This is a genomic window from Leisingera sp. G5_S3_59_S7, from assembly GCF_054968485.1.
In genome coordinates, this window is record NZ_JBQKUH010000068.1 from 1 (window position 1) to 19,370 (window position 19,370).

At 66.2% G+C, this 19,370-nt stretch carries 15 protein-coding genes; 4 read left to right on the plus strand and 11 right to left on the minus strand.

The features are described 5' to 3' along the window. From ACTRWG_RS20305 to glmU, 3 genes are all read right to left on the minus strand, one after another. Window positions 1-624, minus strand: a 624-nt coding sequence (locus ACTRWG_RS20305; protein WP_462829847.1) for a hypothetical protein, incomplete at its 3' end; no start/stop codon positions are given. Between the two features lie 71 nt (window positions 625-695). Beyond that, window positions 696-2,513: a glutamine--fructose-6-phosphate transaminase (isomerizing) gene (gene glmS, locus ACTRWG_RS20310; protein ID WP_462829848.1), complete on the minus strand. Its 1,818-nt coding sequence runs from the start codon at window positions 2,511-2,513 to the stop codon at window positions 696-698. Between the two features lie 24 nt (window positions 2,514-2,537). Beyond that, window positions 2,538-3,890, minus strand: coding sequence for a bifunctional UDP-N-acetylglucosamine diphosphorylase/glucosamine-1-phosphate N-acetyltransferase GlmU (glmU, locus tag ACTRWG_RS20315; RefSeq protein WP_462829849.1), 1,353 nt, complete (start codon window positions 3,888-3,890; stop codon window positions 2,538-2,540). 173 nt (window positions 3,891-4,063) lie between these two features. Between glmU and ACTRWG_RS20320 the strand changes: the two genes are divergently transcribed. After that, a complete protein-coding gene (locus ACTRWG_RS20320) occupies window positions 4,064-5,326 on the plus strand; it encodes a hypothetical protein (protein WP_462829850.1) in 1,263 nt (420 codons plus the stop codon). A 28-nt stretch (window positions 5,327-5,354) separates the two neighbouring features. Here the strand turns inward: ACTRWG_RS20320 and ACTRWG_RS20325 are convergent, their stop codons facing one another. After that, window positions 5,355-6,929: a glycosyltransferase family 4 protein gene (locus ACTRWG_RS20325; RefSeq protein ID WP_462829851.1), complete on the minus strand. Its 1,575-nt coding sequence runs from the start codon at window positions 6,927-6,929 to the stop codon at window positions 5,355-5,357. A gap of 131 nt (window positions 6,930-7,060) precedes the next feature. Between ACTRWG_RS20325 and ACTRWG_RS20330 the strand changes: the two genes are divergently transcribed. After that, window positions 7,061-7,597: a hypothetical protein gene (locus ACTRWG_RS20330; protein WP_462829852.1), complete on the plus strand. Its 537-nt coding sequence runs from the start codon at window positions 7,061-7,063 to the stop codon at window positions 7,595-7,597. Next, window positions 7,594-9,636, plus strand: a complete 2,043-nt coding sequence (locus tag ACTRWG_RS20335; protein ID WP_462829853.1) for a glycosyltransferase family 2 protein — start codon at window positions 7,594-7,596, stop codon at window positions 9,634-9,636. The genes ACTRWG_RS20330 and ACTRWG_RS20335 overlap by 4 nt, the downstream gene beginning before the upstream one ends. Here the strand turns inward: ACTRWG_RS20335 and glf are convergent. The 6 genes from glf to ACTRWG_RS20365 form a co-directional block, all read right to left on the minus strand. Next, window positions 9,620-10,783: a UDP-galactopyranose mutase gene (gene glf, locus ACTRWG_RS20340; RefSeq protein WP_462829854.1), complete on the minus strand. Its 1,164-nt coding sequence runs from the start codon at window positions 10,781-10,783 to the stop codon at window positions 9,620-9,622. The genes ACTRWG_RS20335 and glf overlap by 17 nt on opposite strands. After that, on the minus strand, window positions 10,780-11,901 hold the full coding sequence (locus tag ACTRWG_RS20345; RefSeq protein ID WP_260033644.1) for a hypothetical protein: 1,122 nt from the start codon (window positions 11,899-11,901) through the stop codon (window positions 10,780-10,782). Before ACTRWG_RS20345 ends, glf begins: the two co-directional genes overlap by 4 nt. Beyond that, window positions 11,898-13,163 carry a hypothetical protein gene (locus tag ACTRWG_RS20350; RefSeq protein WP_462829855.1) on the minus strand — a complete coding sequence of 422 codons (1,266 nt, stop codon included), beginning with the start codon at window positions 13,161-13,163 and terminating at the stop codon, window positions 11,898-11,900. The genes ACTRWG_RS20345 and ACTRWG_RS20350 overlap by 4 nt, the downstream gene beginning before the upstream one ends. Beyond that, window positions 13,160-14,998 carry a glycosyltransferase gene (locus ACTRWG_RS20355; RefSeq protein ID WP_462829856.1) on the minus strand — a complete coding sequence of 613 codons (1,839 nt, stop codon included), beginning with the start codon at window positions 14,996-14,998 and terminating at the stop codon, window positions 13,160-13,162. The genes ACTRWG_RS20350 and ACTRWG_RS20355 overlap by 4 nt, the downstream gene beginning before the upstream one ends. A 124-nt stretch (window positions 14,999-15,122) precedes the next feature. Further along, the gene (locus ACTRWG_RS20360; protein WP_259959471.1) at window positions 15,123-15,776 is read right to left on the minus strand and encodes an ABC transporter ATP-binding protein; all 654 of its coding nucleotides are present in this window, start codon (window positions 15,774-15,776) and stop codon (window positions 15,123-15,125) included. Between the two features lie 10 nt (window positions 15,777-15,786). Further along, a complete protein-coding gene (locus ACTRWG_RS20365; protein ID WP_462829857.1) occupies window positions 15,787-17,229 on the minus strand; it encodes a sugar transporter in 1,443 nt (480 codons plus the stop codon). A 91-nt stretch (window positions 17,230-17,320) separates the two neighbouring features. Here ACTRWG_RS20365 and ACTRWG_RS20370 point away from each other — a divergent pair, with 91 nt between their 5' ends. Then, entirely contained in the window at window positions 17,321-18,166 is an 846-nt protein-coding gene (locus tag ACTRWG_RS20370) for an ABC transporter permease (protein ID WP_462829858.1), read from the plus strand. A 24-nt stretch (window positions 18,167-18,190) separates the two neighbouring features. Here the strand turns inward: ACTRWG_RS20370 and ACTRWG_RS20375 are convergent, their stop codons facing one another. Continuing rightward, window positions 18,191-19,270: a glycosyltransferase gene (locus tag ACTRWG_RS20375; protein ID WP_462829859.1), complete on the minus strand. Its 1,080-nt coding sequence runs from the start codon at window positions 19,268-19,270 to the stop codon at window positions 18,191-18,193. Window positions 19,271-19,370: the final 100 nt, after the last annotated feature.

Consider the following 19,370-nt stretch of genomic DNA (forward strand, 5'->3'; position numbering starts at 1 on the left):
CGAAGTGACCTTGATCAGATCGCTTTCCTTCAAACTGTCCGGTTTGAAGGGGTTAATCTGCAAAAACCGGCAAATACCGTTCACAACCCGCTCTCTGTCCGACGTAAGGTCTTCGTAATAGACCTCATGCGTATCGAACAAAGACCGCCCCCAAGCCAAGTACTCCTCATCCAAACGCGCCCGGTCATGCGCTTCCTTCACGGCTCTCGGAACATCAAGAAGCAATTTCTGGCGCAACTCCGGATTTGACGCCTTGAAAAGATGGGCTTTCCCGGTGCTCTTCTTCAGCTTCTCAGAGTTTTGCTGCGAAATAGCCCCCTTTAGTGGGTTCCTGCGCTTGAGGTGAAGAAACCTGACCCCCTCGGGATGCGCCTCAAGGAGCCGGGCAACTTCTGGAAACTCGCTGAAATGGCGCGGATAGCGGAACTGGATGCCCTTGACCCGCGCTGGCGACAGGAAGATTTCGCCGAGCTTGGAAAAAAGCGCCCCCTCATCGCCATAATTCTTGGCTCTTTCGTGAAAACACTCTCCAAAATCCTGGATATCCGGATGCTGGTTAAGAAGGCTGCGCAGGAACTTGGATCCGCTGCGGGCCATAAAGATAGTCATAAACAAGGGCTTCATTCTCTGACCTTTCCAGGTTCTTTCCCTAAGGAAAACATTTGCCGCTGCTGAGCCGGGGCATATGCCGCCCCCTACTCCACCGTCACCGATTTCGCCAGGTTGCGGGGCTGGTCCACGTCGGTGCCTTTCTCGACCGCGGTGTGATAGGCCAGAAGCTGCAAGGGCACCGCATAGGCGATGGCGGCAAACGGGCCCGGCACCGGCGCCATGCGGACCGGCTGCCAGATGCCGTCTGCAGCGGCGTCCAGCCCCCTGGCATCGCTCACCATCACGATCTTGCCGCCGCGCGCCATCACCTCCTGCATGTTCGACACGGTCTTGCCGAACAGCTCGTCGTGCGGCGCCAGCACCACCACCGGCATCTCCTCGTCGATCAGCGCGATGGGGCCGTGCTTCAGCTCGCCGCTGGCATAGCCCTCGGCGTGGATATAGCTGATCTCCTTCAGCTTCAGCGCGCCTTCCAGCGCCAGCGGATAGAGCGCGCCGCGGCCCAGGAACAGCGCATGGCTGAACCGCGCCAGCTGCGATGCCACAGCCCGCACCTCCGCCTCGCAGGCCAGGGCTTCGGCCACCTGGCTGGGCATGTGGCGCAGCTGCGCCTCGTAATCCTGCAGCAGCCCGGCCGGCTGCGCCCCGGTCTGGCGCGCCGCCTCCAGCGCCAGTGCGGCCAGCACCGCCAGCTGGCAGGTGAAGGCCTTGGTGGAAGCCACGCCGATTTCCGGCCCGGCGTGGATCTGCAGCGCCAGGCCGCTTTCCCGCGCGATCGAGCTTTCGGGCACATTGACCACCGACAGGATCATGCCGGCCTTGCCCGCGCAGTAGCGCAGCGCTGCCAGCGTGTCTGCGGTTTCCCCCGACTGCGACACGAACAGCGCCAGGGTGCGGTCCGAGACCGGCGGCTCGCGGTAGCGGAACTCCGAGGCGATATCGACCTCGACCGGCAGGCGGGCGATCTGCTCGAACCAGTATTTGGCGGTCAGGCAGGCCAGCGAGGCGGTGCCGCAGGCCACCATCACCACCCGGTCGAACCGGCTGAAGTCGATCTGTTCCAGGGCCCGCTGCCCCTCGCCGCCGTCCAGGTAATATTTCAGGGCCGCGCCCAGGACCGCGGGCTGCTCGGCGATTTCCTTGGACATGAAATGGCGGTGGCCATCCTTGCCCACGGCCGCCACCGACTGCGCGATCTCGCTGCGGGCACGCTCCACCCGGGTGCCGCCGGCATCCTCGATGGCGCAGCCCGACCGGGTCACCACCGCCATGTCGCCCTCTTCCAGATAGGTGACCAGCGAGGTCATCGGCGCCAGCGCCAAAGCGTCCGAGCCGATGAACATCTCGCCTTCGCCCCAGCCGATCGCCAGCGGGCTGCCCTGGCGGGCGGCGACGATCAGGTCCTCCTCGCCCTCGAACAGGAAGCACAGCGCATAGGCGCCTTCCAGCCGGGCAATGGTCTTGCGGGCGGCTTCCGCCGGCTCCAGCCCCTGATGCAGGTAATAGTCGCACAGCATCGCCAGGGTTTCGGTATCGGTCTCGGTTTCCGCCTTCAGCCCGTGCTCCGCCAGGAAGGCGCGCAGCTCCCGGTAGTTCTCGATGATGCCGTTATGGACCACCGCAACCCGCTCGCGGGCATGGGGGTGGGCGTTTTGCAGGGAGGGGGCGCCATGGGTGGCCCAGCGGGTGTGGCCGATGCCTGCGGTGCCCGCCAGCGGCTCATGCACCAGGAGATCATTCAGGTTGGCCAGCTTGCCCACCGCCCGGCGGCGGCCGAGGCGGCCGCCATTCACGGTTGCGATGCCCGCGCTGTCATAGCCGCGGTATTCCAGCCGCTTCAGCCCTTCGATCAAAACCGGTGCCGCCTGATGCTGCCCCAGAACCCCGACGATTCCACACATACTCTTACCCTCTGAAGTGTTTTTTCACGCGTCTTGCGCCGCGGCCTTGCGGGCCCGCTGGCGCTGCCGCAGGCGCTCTGCGGCCCCGGCCTTGTTGTCCTGTTCTGCCCGGCCCAGGGCCAGGGCGTCTGCCGGCACGTCCCGGGTGACCACGGATCCCGCCGCCACAATGGCGCCCGCCGCCACGGATACCGGCGCCACCAAAGCGCTGTTGCTGCCGATAAAGGCACCTGCCCCCACCGCGGTGCGGTGCTTCATCACCCCGTCATAGTTGCAGGTGATCGTTCCGGCGCCAATGTTGGCCCCGGCGCCGATGCGGGCATCGCCCAGATAGCTCAGGTGATTGGCCTTGGCGCCTGCCTCCAGCGTGGCATTCTTGGTCTCAACGAAGTTGCCGACCTTGGCGCCTTCGCCAATGGCGCTGCCCGGCCGCAGGCGGGCGTAGGGGCCGATCACGGCCTCGCGGCCGATCTGGCAGCCCTCCAGGTGCGAGAAGGCGCGCACAACCGCCCCTTCCCCGACCTGCACGCCGGGCCCGAACACCACATGCGGCTCAACCAGGACATCCCGTTCCAGCCGGGTATCCGGCGCAAAGAAAACGGTTTCCGGCGCCACCAGCGTAACGCCCGCGGCCATCGCCGCCTGGCGGGCCCGGGTCTGAAAGATCACCTCCGCCCGGGCCAGTTCCGCCCGGGAGTTGATCCCCAGCGTCTCCTCCTCGGCGCAGGTGACCACGGCGCAGGCCAGCCCCACATCACTGGCCTGCTCCACGATACCGGTGAGATAGTATTCCTGGGCGGCATTGCTGCAGCCGATCCGGCTGATCAGATCAAACAGATTTTTTCTGCTGCAGCAGATCACCCCGGAGTTGCACAGCCCGATTTGCAGCTCCTGCGGCGACGCATCCTTGGCCTCGACGATCCGCTGCAGCTGCCCGTCCGCCATCACCAGGCGCCCGTAACGGGCCGGATCGGCGGGCTCGAAGCCCAGAACCACCACATCCGCCGACGCCCGGCGCGCGTCCAGCATCGCCTGCAGCGTCTCCGGCCTGATAAAGGGAGTGTCGCCGAACAGAACAATCACATCCCCGTCGAAATCCGCCAGGGCTCCGCGCGCCTGATCTACCGCATGAGCCGTTCCAAGTTGTTCTTTTTGAATGACAACTTCAGCATGCGGCATATGCTCCTGAAGCGCCTGCGAAACCTGTTCCGCGGCAAACCCTGCAACCACCACACAGCGGTCCGGATCCAGCCCGGCGGCCGGCTGCATCGCATGGAACAGCATCGGCAAGCCTGCAATCGGGTGCAGAACCTTCGGTTTGGAAGACACCATCCGGGTTCCGCGGCCTGCGGCAAGAACAACAATTGCAAGGGGCATACCGAATCCGTTTCTCACGCCAGTTCCGCTCAGGAGGTACCGGTTCACGGCATGAAAGCCAAGCCAGCCGCCCCCCCGGACCACACGTAAAACGCGCCTTCCCCCTTGCTCCTCACACGCTCTCCCCATAAACAGCAAGCGCCCTCCGGGATAATTATTGAACAGGTCCGCCGATGAGATCCGCCGAGCAATCAGAACTGCACCAGGATAAGACGCACAGCCTGGCCGCCTCCCCTGCAAACGGCGTTCAGCAGCCGGGCACGGATATCCTCACGCCGCTGGCCAGCCGCTCCCTGTTCTGGCGCGCGCGCTATCTGGAAGCCTCGCCTGCCCTGTGCCACATTCCGCTGCTGTTCTGGCTGACCGAAACCGCCCGGCCGCGCATCGCGGTCACGCTGGGGGTGGCAGATGCGGTTCCGCACTTCGCGCTGTGCCAGGCGGTGGACAAACTCGGGCTGGACAGCCTGTGCATCGGCGTGGAGGACACTGCGCTCAACGCAGAAACAACCAGTTTCAACCAGCGGAACTACGAGGACTTTTCACACTTTGCCAAGGCATCCGGGGAAACGCCGGAGTTTCTGCCCCTCGGCCGGGAGGCCGACCTGCTGATTGTTAACCGGCCGGCTTCAAAGGCACTGATCAGCGCATTGAGCAGCACCTGGCAGTCCCGGCTGTCAGACCAGAGCATCATCCTTTTCCTGCATGGCCCGGAAGCGGGCGCAGAGGCAGCTTTCCAAGAGGCCTTCCTGGCGGAAGATAAAGTCTTCAGCCTCGGCCTGCACGGGCCGGCCAGTCTCGTCATTCACGGGAGCAATCAGCCGGAGCGGCTGCAGCGGCTGGTGCAACTCAATCCCGGGCATCCCGGTTACATAGCCGCAAGCACGGTTTTCAGGCGTTTGGGCGAACTGCACAGCAAGTCCTGCGAATTGGAACAAGCCACCGCTGAGCTGACCCAGGCACGCCAGAACGCAGCACTCAACGCTGCAGAGCTTCAAAAAGCCCAGGCGCAGTTGAAATCCCAGACAGATCAAAAGGGGCCGCAATCCAAGCTGCACCAGGATCTCACGCAGGCGCGGCAGCAGAACAGTCTGCTGCATGAAGAGCTGACAACGTTCAAACACCGCCTCCCATCTCTGGAGGAAGAGACACAACACTTGCGTAAACTGCTCACGGAACAAGAGGAAACCCTGAGTGAGCGCTACACCGATATCGCAGCTCTTGGTCTTGAAATTGAAACGGTGCGCACAGAACGTGAGAGGGCCAAAGCAGACAGCCAGAGCCTGCAGCAGGAGATCGCTGACCTGAAAGAGCAGCTCAGCGCGGCAAAACAGCAGTGCGATCAATTTGCGGAACGGGTGCACGCTCTTGAAAACAGCACCTCCTGGCGGGTGACCGCCCCCCTGCGCAAGGCGTCGCTGACATTCAGGTCCAAGTAAACCGGCCGAAGTAACAACAGGGACGGCCCTAGCCCCCGGCGGAGGCCGCCGCCGCCTTCAGGCAGCCCAGCATCCGCGCCGCGATGCTGGACCAGGCATAGTCCGCCCGGGCCCGGGCGCGGGCGGAGCGGCCCAGGCGGGCGCGCAGCTCCGGATCCCGCAGCAGGCGGCCCAGCTGGCGCTGCAGGTCCGCACTCTCTCCCTTGGCAAAGACCAGCCCGCTTTCGCCATCCTGCAAAATCCCCTGCATCCCCGCCACCGACGACAGCACAATGGCCTTGCCGGCCGCCATTGCCTCCACCGGTTTCAGCGGCGCGACCATTTCGGTGACCAGAAGCGGGCGGCGGGGAAAGACACAGATATCGAACAGATCCAGCCAGTCCGGCACCTGTTCGAAAGGAACCCGGCCCGGCATGATCAGCCAGTCCCCCAGCCCCAGTTCCGCCGCCTGGCGGCGCAGCGCCTGCGTCACCGGGGTGCCGCGCAGCCCGGTGCCGTGCTCATCCCCCACCAGCACCAGCCGGAAGCGGTGGCCGGCCGCCTTCAGCGCCGCCGCCGCGGCCGCCAGATCCTCCAGCCCTTCATAGGCCGGGAAACTGCCGGCATAGCCGATCACCGGCACCCCGTCCGGCAGCCCCAGCTCTGCCGCCAGCCTGCGGCCGCGCCCGGACGGGCCAAAGCTGTCCGGATCGCAGCCGTTCGGCAGAAAGGTGATCCGCTCCGCAGCCGTGCCGCGGCGGAGCAGCGCCTGGCGCATCGGCTGCGACAGGGTAAAAACGTGATCTGCCTGCCCCGCCACCCGGGTTTCCAGCCAGCGCTCATAGCGGTATTGCGGCGCGCCCAGGAACCCCGGCTCCCGCGCCGCCCGGCTCAGCTCCCAGAAGCCGCGCATATCATAAACCATGGGCAGCCCCAGACGCCGGGCCGCGATCAGCGCGGGCAGGGCGCAGGCGTGGTTTGACGCCGCCATCACAACCTCCGGCCGCAGATCCAGAAAGCGCACCGTCAGCGCCTCGGCGCTGCTGCGCACATAAGCCGGGTAATTCTGCCAGCTGCCGAACTGCGGCTCCGGGCTGTGCAGATAGGGCACCCCTGCAACCTCTTCCCCGCAGGCTCTGGCCAGCGGCATATCCGCCGACAGCGCCGCCGGATCCTCATCCCAGGGGAAGCCGGGACGGGTCAGGCAGAACAGATCCGCGCCGGCCCCGCGCAGCGCCTGCGCCAGCCGCTGCGACCGCACCGCATAGCCCGTCGAGAGCCAGGGCAGGCTGCTGTAAAGCACATAGGCCACCCGTCCGGGCACCGGCGCCCAGCCCTGGGGCGGCACCGGCTGCGGCATCCGCGCCAGGGAGAACATCCGCTCCGCCCGCTGCTGCAGCGCCTGCCGGGGCGCCGCCTGCGGCAGCCGTGCCAGCGCCGCCGCGGCGCAGTCCGGCTCCGCCAGGTCCAGCGCTGCCGCCGCCAGCTCCAGGACCGCGTCCTGGTCCTGCGCCTGCTCCAGCGCCCGGTGCAAAACCGCGCCGGCCTCGTACTCCGGCTGCTGCGCCGCCAGCGCCCGCACCGCGGCCGCATACCCCTGCGCCAGCCCTGTTTGTGTCCGCATCGGTTTTCCTTGTTCAGCCATGGCCGCCTGCGCCAGGCCCCCAGTGCTTTACGCTCTCTTTTGCCGATGGACAAACCAAAGCAGAGACGGCACTACAGGGCCTCGACCGAAAATAAGCCGAGGCGCCAGAGATGACCGATAATGTGGCCACCGGGCCGGAAGCAGATTTCAACTATGCCCTGCAGCTTCTGCGCAACAGCCAGGCAGAGGGGGACCTTCGCGCGCAGACCGAAATCCAGCCCGGGATCGCCCTGCATGCAGACCCCGCGCTTCACTTGTCCGGCCGCTGGCGCTCTCCGGCCGGGCGGCTGCTTGAACTGGAGGCCACCGCCGGCGGCGAGGGCGGCTGGTTCGGGCTGCACATGGACCTCGGCGGCCTCAGCCTGTCCCAGGCCGGCCTCGTCGGCATTGCCTGCCGCGGCACCTCCCCGTCGATCGAGGCGGTCCGCGCCTGCATCCGGTCGGGCCGCAGCGAAGGCGGTTTTGACGATTGCTTCTTCCCCAAGCGCATTCTGACCCATCCCGAGGCCGCCAGCCATCTGGACGCCCTGCAGATCAGCCTGCAACAGGACCTGCCGCCGGAAGCGCCCTGGCGCGAACTGGTGCTGTTCCTGCCGCTGCACAGCTTCCGCCTGGATCTGCACGACCTGCGCCTGTTCGCCGTATGAATCTGACCGTCATTATTCCTGCGCATAATGACGAGGCCCCTCTGCACCGCCTGCTGCGGCAAATCCGGCAGCTGAAGCTCGCCAGCCATATCATCATCGCGGACGACGGCTCAGAGCCTGCAATTGCCTTTGAACCGCTGCCCGCTGCGGCCGGCCTGCCGCCGGAGCGGATCACATTGCTGCGCCAGGACCGCCCGCGCGGCGCCGGAGCGGCACGCAACCTGGCGCTTCAGCATGCGGCCACGGAGCATGTGATGTTCCTGGACGCCGACGATCTGCCGCTGCGCGAACTGCCGGATCTGCTGCGGGATCTCGACGGCAAGACGTTTGATTTCTGCATCTTCCAGCACCATGACAGCCGCTGCGGCGCAGACGGCCGCTGGGGCCAGATGCCGGCAGACCTGGCCCTGTGGCGCAGCGCCGGCACCGATGTCGGCGCCCTGTCGCAGGTCTCCCCCGCCGCGGCGGTCAGCCTGTGCCAGACCGCCAATTACCCCTGGAACAAGATCTACCGCACCGGCTTTCTGCAGGAGCATGGCATCCGCTGCACCGAAATCGCGGTCCACAATGACGTGGAGCTGCACTGGCGCAGCTTTCTCAATGCCCGGACCATTCTGGCCAGCGACCGGATCGGGGTGATGCACTATGTGGCCGAGGGCCAGGGGCGGCTGACCAACCGCAACGGCCCGGAACGGCTGCAGGTCTTCACCGCCCTGTCCCGTATTTCCGCAGAGCTGCACTCGCGCGGGGATCTCGGCGCCTTCACGGTGCCCTTCTACAGTTTCGCAGCCGGGCTGCTGGGCTGGATCGGCAGTTTCATCCGGCCGGATTTGCGGCCCCGGCTTGCCCGCCAGGCCCAGGCCTTCTTTGCCGAAGAGGTGCCGCCGCCGGTCAGAGCCTATCTGGCCCAATGCGAAAGCGGCCGCCTGGCCGCCGCGCTGCAGCAGGCGCCGCCTCCCGTGCCCGCCCCCGCGCCGGCCGCCCCTCCCGCAGTCCGCAGCAGACCGCCCGGCCGCCAGGTCTGGCTGCATATCGGCCTGCCCAAATGCGGCTCGACCACCATCCAGCGGCATCTGGCGGCAGCCGCCAGCGACCACCAGGCCCGCGGAGTCTGCTACCCTCAGGCCTGGCGCAGCCCGGATGGCTACCGCAATCACCTGCCGCTGGCCAAGCTGCCGCCAAAGATGCTGCCGCAAGCGCTGGCAGAGATCAGCGCCGAGGCGCTGGAGCGGGAGTGCAGCCGCATCGTGCTGTCCTGCGAGCATTGGGCCAATGCCTTTCCGGGCAGCAACCTGCTGCCGCTCTACGAGGCGCTGCAGGCGCAGCTGCCGGACTGGCAGATCCGGATCGCCGCCTATTTCCGCAATCCTTATGATTTTACCGAATCCTGCTATGCGCAATTTGTCCGGGCCGGGCTGCTCCAGATCAACCGGCACAGGTTCTACGCCGATGGCGCGCCCTCGATCGAAAAATTCCTCGCCTGTTTTGAGGACAGCCGGGGCTTCCCGCTCTACTCCAATCTGGGCTTCGCACGGATGCTGATGGCGCATTTCCCGCCTGAGGTTCTGACGCTGCGCTCGATCGAGCCGCAGGATCTTGCGCAGCCGGACATGCTGGCAGATTTCTGCAGCCTGTTGGATCTGCCCCTCCCCGGCAGCACAGGGCGGCGCAACCGGCGGGTCAGCAACCGCAAGCTCGCTGAGCTGGAATACCTGCAGACCCTGATGGATCAGAACAGCTTTGCCCGGCTGCGCCCGCAGCTGATGGAGACGGATTTCAGCACCCGGCCGGATCCCGCAAACCGCCGCGGCACCACGCTGCACATCGGGGCGGACACCGCCGCGGCAATCGCCAGGCAGATCGAAAGCGAACGCGCGCAGCTGCAGCAGATCTTTGCCACCGGCACCGGCGGCCTTTGCGAAATCCGCAACGGGGCCGGGCCGGAGGGCTGGGCCCGCGCCAGCCTGCTGGATGACGGGGACCGGGCGCGGCTGCGGGCCTTTGCGGCCCGCAATGCAGGCTCTACAGCGGCGCGCTGAAAAACGCCGGTGCCGCCTCACCCTTCTCCAGGCAGGCGGCAAAGCCGCGCGCCGCGTCCAGCGCCTCGCGGATGGTCACATCCATGTCCAGATAGCGGTAGGTCGCCAGGCGGCCGACAAAGGTGACGCCGGCGGTCTGTTCGGCCAGCTTGACGTAATCCGCGAGCAGCGCCTTCTCCTTCACCTGGCGGATCGGGTAATAGGGGATGTCGCCGGGCTCGGCCAGGCGGGAGAACTCGCGGTACAGCACCGAGCCCTCGTGCTCTTCCCACGGCGCGAAATGCTTGTGCTCGGTGATGCGGGTAAAGGGCACCTCTTCCTCGCCGTAGTTCATCACCGCGCAGCCCTGGTAATCGCCCTGGTGGGTGAAGCGCTCGAAATCCAGGGTGCGGTAGCCGAGGCGGCCGAGCTCGTAGCCGAAGTAGCCGTCCAGCGGCCCGGAGTAGAACACGTGGTCATACTCTGCGCCGGTCTCCGGGGTGAATTCGGTCTCCAGCTTCACGGTGATGTTCTCATGCTCGAGGATCTTCTCGATCATCGGCGTGTAGCCGTTTTCCGGCATCCCCTGGAACTGGTGGAAGAAATAGTTATCGTCGTAGTTGAACCGCACCGGCAGCCGCTTCAGGATCGAGGCGGGCAGCTCCGAGGGATGCATGCCCCACTGCTTGATGGTGTAGCCCTTGAAAAACGCCTCATAGAGATCCTTGCCGACAAAGCGCATCGCCTGCTCTTCAAAGGTCTCCGGGTTCTCGATCGAGGTGTCGGCCTGCTCATTGACGATGAAATCATGCGCTTCTTCGGGGCGCATCGTCTTGCGGAAGAACTGGTTGATGGTGTGCAGGTTGACCGGCAAGGAGAACACCTCCTGCTCGCCCGTGAGCCCGCGGGTGGTGGATTTCACCCGGTTCTTGTAGGGCTTGAAGGTCTCAAACCGGTTCACATAGTCCCAGACCTCGGCGTCGTCGGTGTGAAAGATATGCGGCCCGTAGACATGCACCATCACGCCGGTGTCCGCATCGCGCTCGGTATGGCAGTTGCCGCCGGCATGGCTGCGGCTGTCCACCACGGTGATCTGATGGCCCGCTTCCGCCAGATGCCGTCCGATCACCGCGCCCGAGATGCCTGCGCCAACGCATAGAATATTCATGTGTCTGTCCTGTTCTTCGCTGCTTGCTCAAGCCCGGCCTCAGTGAACATCAGCCGTGTCTTTGCTGCCATCTTCAAGAATTTCTTCGGGTGTTCCGCCAGCATGCCCGCCATGATCCGGGCCATGGCCTGAACCGCGGCCACCGTTTCCGGCGCGAAATAATCGGACGCCTCCAGCGGCTGCGGATCATGCGAGGCCTTGCGCCCGGCCCCGGCAAGAGCATCGGACATCGGCGTGCCTTCAAAAAACTCGGCATCCAAGGCCGCGGCATCCTCTGCATAGCGGGCCTGAACCTGCTCCGTCAGGCTGGCCGGCAGCCGCAGGCGGGGGCCGTCCGCTCCCAGCTTCATGTCACCGAGGTGCTCGCTTACTGTGCGGCCCAGGGTGCTGCGCGCCTCAAAAAGCGCCGGGCCCATCTCTTTCTGTTTGGCTGCCAGCGTCTCCGGCAGCGCCTGATGGACCAGCCGCAGCAATGCAAGCTGCGGCAGTGTCAGAGAGCTGTTTGCCTCCACCGGGCCGGAAATGGCGAAATCCTCGTGGCCCAGCGTGAACCGGAAAAAATCCTTGATCACATCCTGCTGGTACAGCGCGCTGCGCACGAACGGGCGGACCTCGAAACGGTCTCCGAAAACCTCCCGCCATTTGCGCAGGCGGGGCAGATAGTCCAGCAGGCTGCCCGCAAAGACGTCCTCTGCAAACGCCCCGAAGCCGGATTGCACCTGGCCCAGCTTGACCCGCTCCGAGAAGGACGAAAGCAGCTTTTCATGATGCGGGCGCACATAGACAATCAGCCGCGCGCTCCCGTGCAGGGCGGGCCAGTAGGTTTCCATCGCGCGGGAGAACTCTTCGGGGTCAACGAACTGGAAGTGCTCGGCCGAGACAATCCCGATATCCGCCTTACTGGCGGAAAATTTCCGGTACAGTGATGTGAACCGCGTTTCTTTGTCCGCCTTGAACCGCTTCCGGTTCAAGGTGCGGGCCAGCGCGTTGTGGTGGTTCGTGGTCGGATAGCAGATCGCGGTGCCCGGCACCTCATAGGCTTTCTGCACCAGTGCCTTCTGGATCGAGGTGGACCCGGTCTTGGTATCCCCCAGATGAATGACAAGCTCGTTGATCATGCAATCCGTTCTCCCGCCGCAGCCGTGCTGCCGGTTTCCTTTTGTTCTGCCTGCAGCGCCTTCAGGAAATCCGCCGCCTCCTGATCCAGCCCCTCCGGCAGGCCGCCGCAGACCCGCTCCAGCGCGGCGCGGAACACCTCCTCTTCGGCCAGCGGCTGCACCTCCAGAACCTGCTCCAGGTCTTCGAAAAAGGCGGGGCGTCCCGCCACTTCCCCCAGCCAGGCGTCGATCGGGCGGAACCGCTCCAGCATCCGCTGCCGGTTGTCCGCGCCGAACAGCTCGATCCGGCGGCTGGACGGCAGCTCCAGCTCCGGCGTCCGCTCGCGCAGGGCGCGGCGCAGCTCCGCCGCCTTGCGGTCCGGCAGCTGCAGGTTGCCGCGCCGGATGATCTCGTAGATGCCGCGGTGGATGGAATCGTTCTCGCGCCGTTCCGGGGCCAGCCCTGCGGGCAGCTCAAGCCCGGTCCGGGCGATGAAATCCGCCACCGATCCGCCGCCCGCGCGCACTTCGGTGTAATCGCGCAGGATCAGCCGCGCGTCCGGCAGCGTCTTGAGCCAGCCTTCCAGCATCAGCCGGTAGTCGAAATGAATGCCCTGGAAATAGCCGTCCAGCCCGTCCTCGCGCAGCGGCGCCAGCTGGTGGCCGAACTTCAGCCGCTGGCCGTGCCAGGAGGCCAGGTATTCGTCGATCCGCCGCAGCGTTGCCACCAGGGTGAATTCGGCGCCCGGAAAATACCCCGCCAGCTGCTTGATCAGCTTGGGCGCGGCGGCGTTGAAATTGGCAAACACCTCTGCCGCCAGAATCACCGTATGCGGCTCTGTAAAGCGGATCTGCTGCTGGATGGCATGCACCATCTGCGGCAGCGCGGGCAGGCGCTTGTGATAGGGCGGCACCCGGCCGCCGGCCCCGGCCGCCAGCATCCGGAAGGCCAGCGCGTTATGCGGCTCGCGCACGTTGATCGGCAGGCTGCCCAGGGCAGGCCCCTGCCCCGCCGCGGCGGCGGCCTGATGCGCCAGGCCTTCGAAATCCGCATACGGGTAGAGAATGCCCGAGCGCGCCAGCGCCGCGGCATTGCGCGACAGGTAGTCCTGCAGAGAGGTCGAGCCCACCTTGTGATGGCCGATGAACAGAATCACCTGCAGCGGCCGGGACGGCACCAGGTTCAGGGCGGGTTCAATGCTGCTCTGCAGCGCCGAACCGGTCTTGCGCAGGGTCTGCGATCCGGTGAGCGGCTGGAGCAGACGGCGGAGGATCTTCTTCACTCGGCGGCTTCCTGTTGTATCGTTTTATCTGCGCCCGGCAGGGCCAGCTTGTCCTGCCAATAGGACTCGCTGGTCAGCTGCCCGTAGCGGCTGCGGTAGGCGGCGGACAGCCGGTCGTAATCCTTCAGGAAGGCGCGGGCGTTTTTGGCAAACCGCTTCAGCTCGCGCCAGGCGGCCGCCTTGGAATGGCGCACGGTATAGAATTTCGTGCGCTCCGCATTCAGGCAGGCGATCTCTGCCGCGCCCCAGGCATAGCCGATGTGGCTGCGGTTCTGCGCCTCCAGGGTGATCTTGCGGCCGAAACGGGCAAAGCCCGGGATCAGCAGGCCGTTGAGGGTCAGCTTCATCAAATGCCGCTTCCAGGCCGCGGGCGGGTGGTAGCGCACCGGCGGCAGCGCCTGGCGCGGGTCCAGATCCTGCCAGGCCTCGGCTGTTGTCAGCGCCTTGATATCGGCCCGGCGCCCGGCCATGTCGGCGTGCTCGTCAAAGAACTCCGGCCCCTTCATCACATCCTCGACCGCCAGGTTGATCGTGGCCAGGGTGTCGTAATGCATCCGCGGCAGGTTGCGCAGGAAGAACCAGGCGGCGATTTTCAGCACCCCGCGCGGGCCCACCTCCAGCTGCGGCAGGCTCAGGTGATGCGCCATGTGGCTGCGCAGGTCCAGGTACCAGGTCTGCGGGCTTTCCTTCTCGGTGAAGCTTTCCTGGAAGGAGACCACCCCGTTGAGGGTGATGATGTTGAAATCATTGGCCAGCGAGAAGCTGACATCGTCGCCGCGCACGAAGAACGGGAAGGCCAGGTGCTCTGCCTGCTCCACCGGGAAGGCGAAATACCACCAGCCGCCGTAGAAATCCTCCGGCACCGGCTGCGCCGCCTCATGCTCCATCGCCAGCATCTGGCCCGTGTCGCGCAGATCGGTGCCCATGTGCAGCGGCTGGCAGCGGGTGAAGAAGCGGGCGCCGTTCTCCCAGATCGCCCAGCGGTGCTGCTCGCTGATCATCGCCCCGGCCACAGCAGTCCCGGGATCCCTGGCATAGGCCAGCATCATCCAGGTGCGCTCCAGGCTTTCCATGTGGATCGAGGCGTCATCATCCATGAACAGGCAGTGCGAGGCGCCGCGGGCGCGGGCCTCCAGCAGGCCGCGGGTGAAGCCGCCCGCCCCGCCCAGGTTTTCATTCGGCACCAGGGTGACGCCTTCCTGCGGCGCCAGCTCCACCGACTGGCCGTTGTCGGTGACGATCATCTGCACATGCGGCTTCATCCAGGAGCGTTCGCGGAAGGCGCAGAACCGTTCCACCGTGCGCGCCACCGCCGCCTCGCGCTTGAAGGTGGTCACCGCCAGCGCCAGCTGCGGCTCCCGCCGCGGCGCGTCCTGCGTCTGCCAGCCGGCCCCGGTCAGCCGCCCTGCCCCCAGCGCGCGCAGCTCGAAGAACAGCACCCCGGGCGTGACGTCCGGCACCAGCACATGGTCCAGGCTGATCTCCAGCCGCCCGTCCTCCGGGAATTCCGCATAGCGGCTCACCACCCGGTCCCAGGACCGGCCGCGCGGCGCCAGAACCACCGCCAGCTCAAAGGCGCCCTCGCCCTCAAGCTGCAGCGCCAGGCTCTGCAGCCCGCATTCGCGCTGCCATTTTTCCAGGTTGAACAGGTTGAACCAGCTGCCGAAGGACACATGGCCGCCGGCCGCAAAGCGCAGCTCGCGCTGCTCCGGCGACACCGCCACCGGCCCCTGCGCCCGCAAGTAGAGGTCCTGTTCGGTGCAGATGCCGAATTCCGGCCACATCAGACTCTGCAGCGCCGTTGCGCCCCCCGCAGCCCGCACATCCTTTGCCATCGGTAAAACTCCTTTGCCCGGCACCTGCAATCATCACTGGGGGCTGCATACTGGAGCTGGCAGCGGAAATAAATTCCTCTTTGCCGCCCCGCTTCAGATTCCCGCGCCCGCCGCCGCCTGAGCGCTATTCCAGCATCGCCTCGTGCACTTCGATGGCCTCATCGAGGTCGTCGAAATAGCGGATCCTGCCGTGCTCCAGCACCAGCCCCGCATTGCAGAACTGGCGCACCTGGTTCATCGAGTGATTGACCATGATGGCGCTGGAATGCTTCATCCGGTCGGCAAAGACCGCGCGGCTCTTGCGCTTGAACGCGCGGTCGCCCACCGCGGTCACCTCGTCGACCAGATAGGTGTCGAAACGGATCCCCATCGAGGCGCCGAAGGTGAGCCGCGACTTCATGCCGGAGGAATAGCTGCGCACCGGCATGTGGTAGAATTTGCCCAGCTCGGCAAAATCCTCGACGAAATTCACCAGGTCATCGGTGTCCACCCCGTAGATCCTGGCGATGAAGCGGACGTTCTCCGCCCCGGTCAGCTCGCGGTGGAACGAGCCGCCCAGCCCCACCGGCCAGGAGATGGTGCCATCGCTGACCACCCGGCCGCAGTCGGGGCGCATGGTGCCCGCGATGATCTGCAGTAGCGTCGACTTGCCCGCGCCGTTGCGGCCCAGGAGCGCCAGCGACTTGCCCTCGGGCAGCGTCAGATTCAGGTTGTCGATCACCACCTTGCGCTCGCCCTTGAGCCGGAAGCTCTTGGTCAGGTTCTCGAACCGGATCATCGCCCGCCCCTCAGTTGCGGTCGCGGATCGAATAATAGATCAGCACCAGGATCGACCAGGTGAGCAGCAGGAACAGCCCGGCCAGCGCGCTGAGCACAAAGCGGCGCGGGTATTCCGCCTCTTCGGCCAGGGCCGGCTTGATGTAGGTGGCCAGATAGCGGCTCTGGCGGGCGGCATCGTCGCGCGCCGCCTCCAGCGCCGTCAGCGCCGCGCGGTAGGCCTCCTCGGCAAATTCCCGGTCCACCGTCAGCCGCTCGAACTCCGAGATCAGCGTCGGGTAATCCTCGCCGACGCCGCCGGTGTCGGTGTTGCTGGAGGCAAAGGTCTGGCGCTCGATGTTGATGCGCTCGCGGATCACATCGATCTGCTGCTGCGCCTGCTTCAGCCGCACGTCGCCCGGCGCCACCGAGCCGGCCAGCAGGTCGTATTGGATCAAGGCCTCGGCCAGCTGCTGCTGCAGGTTGTTCATCACCCCCATGCGGCCCTGGATATCGGCCTCCGGGTCGACGATGCGGGTGCGGGTGCGGAACCGGGTCAGCGCCTCGCGCGCGCCCTTGAGCCGTTCCACCGCCTCTGCCAGGTCCGCCTCGGCATAGCGCATCGCGTCAGTACGGGCCTGATCGTTGAGCGCGTTGATGCGGGTCTGGCTTTCCTCGATGATCGCCTGGGCAATGGCCTGGGCGGTCTGCGGATCAAAGGCGGTGACCTGCACCTCGGTCAGCCCCGAGCCGCTGTCATAGGAAATGCGGGCGATGCGCTGCCAGAACCAGACCAGCTCCTCCAGGGTGGCATCCGGCCACAGCGCAAACACCCAGTCGCCGGGCCAGTGCCGGCTGTAATGGCCGCGCAGATCGACCCGCTTGCTGACCGCCGCGGCCATCTCCTTGCTCTGGATGAACTCATAAAGGATATCGCTGTCCGAGGCGGTGGAATTGCCGGCAAAGCTGGCCAGCCCGCCCAGGATGTCATTGGCGCCGGAGCTTTCCTGGCTGCGCACGGTGAAGCCGGTGGTGGAGGCATACTGATCCTCGGCCACCGCAAACAGATAGAACACCGCCGCTGCCAGCGGCAGCAGCACCAGTGCTGCGAAACTGGCGATCAGCCCGCGGTGGCGCCCCTTCATATGCGCGGGCCGGGCCACCGGATAGGCCGGGGTTCCGGCCAGCTGCGCCTCCAGCGCCGCATGGGCCGCCTCGGCCTTCTGCACCTTGCGGCGCAGTCTCCTGAGCTTCTTGCCTCCGCCCTTGCCGCCCTGACGGCCCTGCCCGTCCTCGCCGCCTGCCGCGCCGGGCAGCCGTTTTACATTGCCGGCCTCCTGGCCGGGCGCGGCAGCCTGGTCCGGGCCGCTGCCCTCCGCCCCGGCCTCTGCCGGGCCGGAGGAGTCAGAGCTTTTGCGGCCGGTGCGGAATTGGGCGGCAGCCTTCCGGCGCGCCGCCGGGCGATCCTGTGTCATAATCTGCTTATCCCGGCCTGCAGCCGTTTGTAATTGCCTCGTCTTTCTTTCATATTATCGCCTGCACAGCGCATATTCACAATGGGTATTCATGACCAGCACCCCGCCCGCAGCGGCCCCTGCCCTGCCCCCCGCTCAGATGCCCGCCCAGTTGCCCGCCGCCGGGCGCAACCGCCGTTTTGCCAGCCTGCGCACAATCGCGGCGCTGGTGCTGCGCGAGATGTCGACCCGCTACGGCCGCACCCCCGGCGGCTACCTCTGGGCCATTCTTGAGCCGCTGGCGGCCATTCTGTTCCTCAGCCTCGGCTTCTCGCTGGTGATCCGCAGCCCGTCGCTGGGCACCAGCTTCCTCTTGTTTTACGCCACCGGCTATCTGGCGTTCGACCTCTACCAAACCATCTCGAACACCACCGCCCGGGCGCTGAACTTCTCCAAGCCTCTGCTGCAGTTCCCCGCGGTGACCTGGGTGGACGCGATTCTGGCGCGGTTTGTCCTCAACAGCCTGACCGGCAGCCTGGTGGCGATTCTGCTGCTGGCCGGCACGCTGATGGTGGTCGACAGCCGCGCGGTGCTGGACCTGCCGGCGGCGGTGCTGGCGATGGCACTGTCGATGGTGCTGGGTCTTGGGGTGGGCACGCTCAACTGCGTGCTGATGGGGCTCTATCCCTTGTGGGAGGTGGCCTGGTCGGTGATCACCCGGCCGCTGTTCCTCGCCTCGGGCGTCCTCTTTCTTTATGAAGACCTGCCGCCGCTGGCGCAGGAGATCCTGTGGTACAACCCGCTGATGCATATCACCGGGCTGATGCGCACCGGCTTCTACCCCACCTATACCGCCGCATATGTGAATGTGACCTACGTGCTGCTCACCAGCCTGACCCTGCTGGCGCTGGGGCTGGTGCTGATGGGCCGCTACCACCGGGTGATCCTGAACCGCTGAGCGCGGCGCGGGACCGCCGCCGGCTCAGCCTTCGCCCGCCAGCTCCAGCACCCTGGCATGGGGCACTTTGGTCCGCCGCAGCAGCCCGTCGCGCAGGGCATGGCCCATCAGCCGGGCAAAGGCGCACCGGCCGCCGCGGTGGTGGCGCAGCTTCATCAGCCACTTCGGCACGATCACCAGAAGCACCGGCCAGAACAGCCAGCCCGCCGCCATCCGGTACAGAAGCAGCAGGTTGCGGTGATAGTAATAGGCCTTCCACAGCGGCACGAAGCGGCCGCGCTGCGCCGCCTCCGCCTTTTGCGCGTCCGCGCCCCCGGCCTGGAAGGTCGACAGGTCATGCTCGAACCGCACCGAAGGCTCAAAGCCGATCCGGCCGCCCGATTTGGTCAGCCCCAGCGTATAAAGCCCGTCATCGCCATAGATGAACAGCTCCGGATCCGGATAACCGATGCGCCGCACCGCATCCGCCGAGATGAAGAAGCCCACAAAAGACGTGACATCAATCTGCATCCCCGCCCCCTCGTAATCCGAGGGCTGCACGTGAAAGCCGGAGCGGCCGCCGCCGAACAGGGTGCGCAGGAACTCGCGCCCGTGCCAGAACGGGTTGCGCGAGGGGCGGTTCATCTCGCAGATGCGGCCGTCGGGGAAATAGACCGCCGCCGCCACCGCGTCCCAGCCGCCACCGCCTGCCGCAGCTGCCGGCTGCCGGTGCATCGCCAGCGCGTGAAACGCTGCCAGCCCGCCGGGGGCGGGCCGCCCGTCGTCATCCATCACCGCCAGCCAGTCGGGGGCGTGATGCTCCATCGCCCGGCGCATGCCCATCTCGAAGCCGCCGGCGCCGCCGCGGTTGGTTGCGCTGGTGCAGATGTCGAGGCGCGGATCCTGCTGCGCTGCCAGCCACTCGGCGGTGCCGTCGCTGGAGGCATTGTCAGCCACCACCACTGCCGCCAGCTCGCCTGCGGGGCTGTCCAGGAGCCGCGCCAGCGTCGCCTTCAGCTTGTCCAGCCGGTTGTGGGTCACCACCACCGCCACCAGCCGCCCTGCCGCTGCCATGGCCGGGGCCGCTGCCGGAATGTCTGTGCTGCGCGCCTCTGCTGTGCTCACCGGGGGTGCTCCTGTCTGCTTGCGGGCCTGGCCCTGTCGTCTGCTGCGGCACCGAAAGCACATAAATCCCCGGCGCTGTCAAACCCTTTGCGCCCGGCGC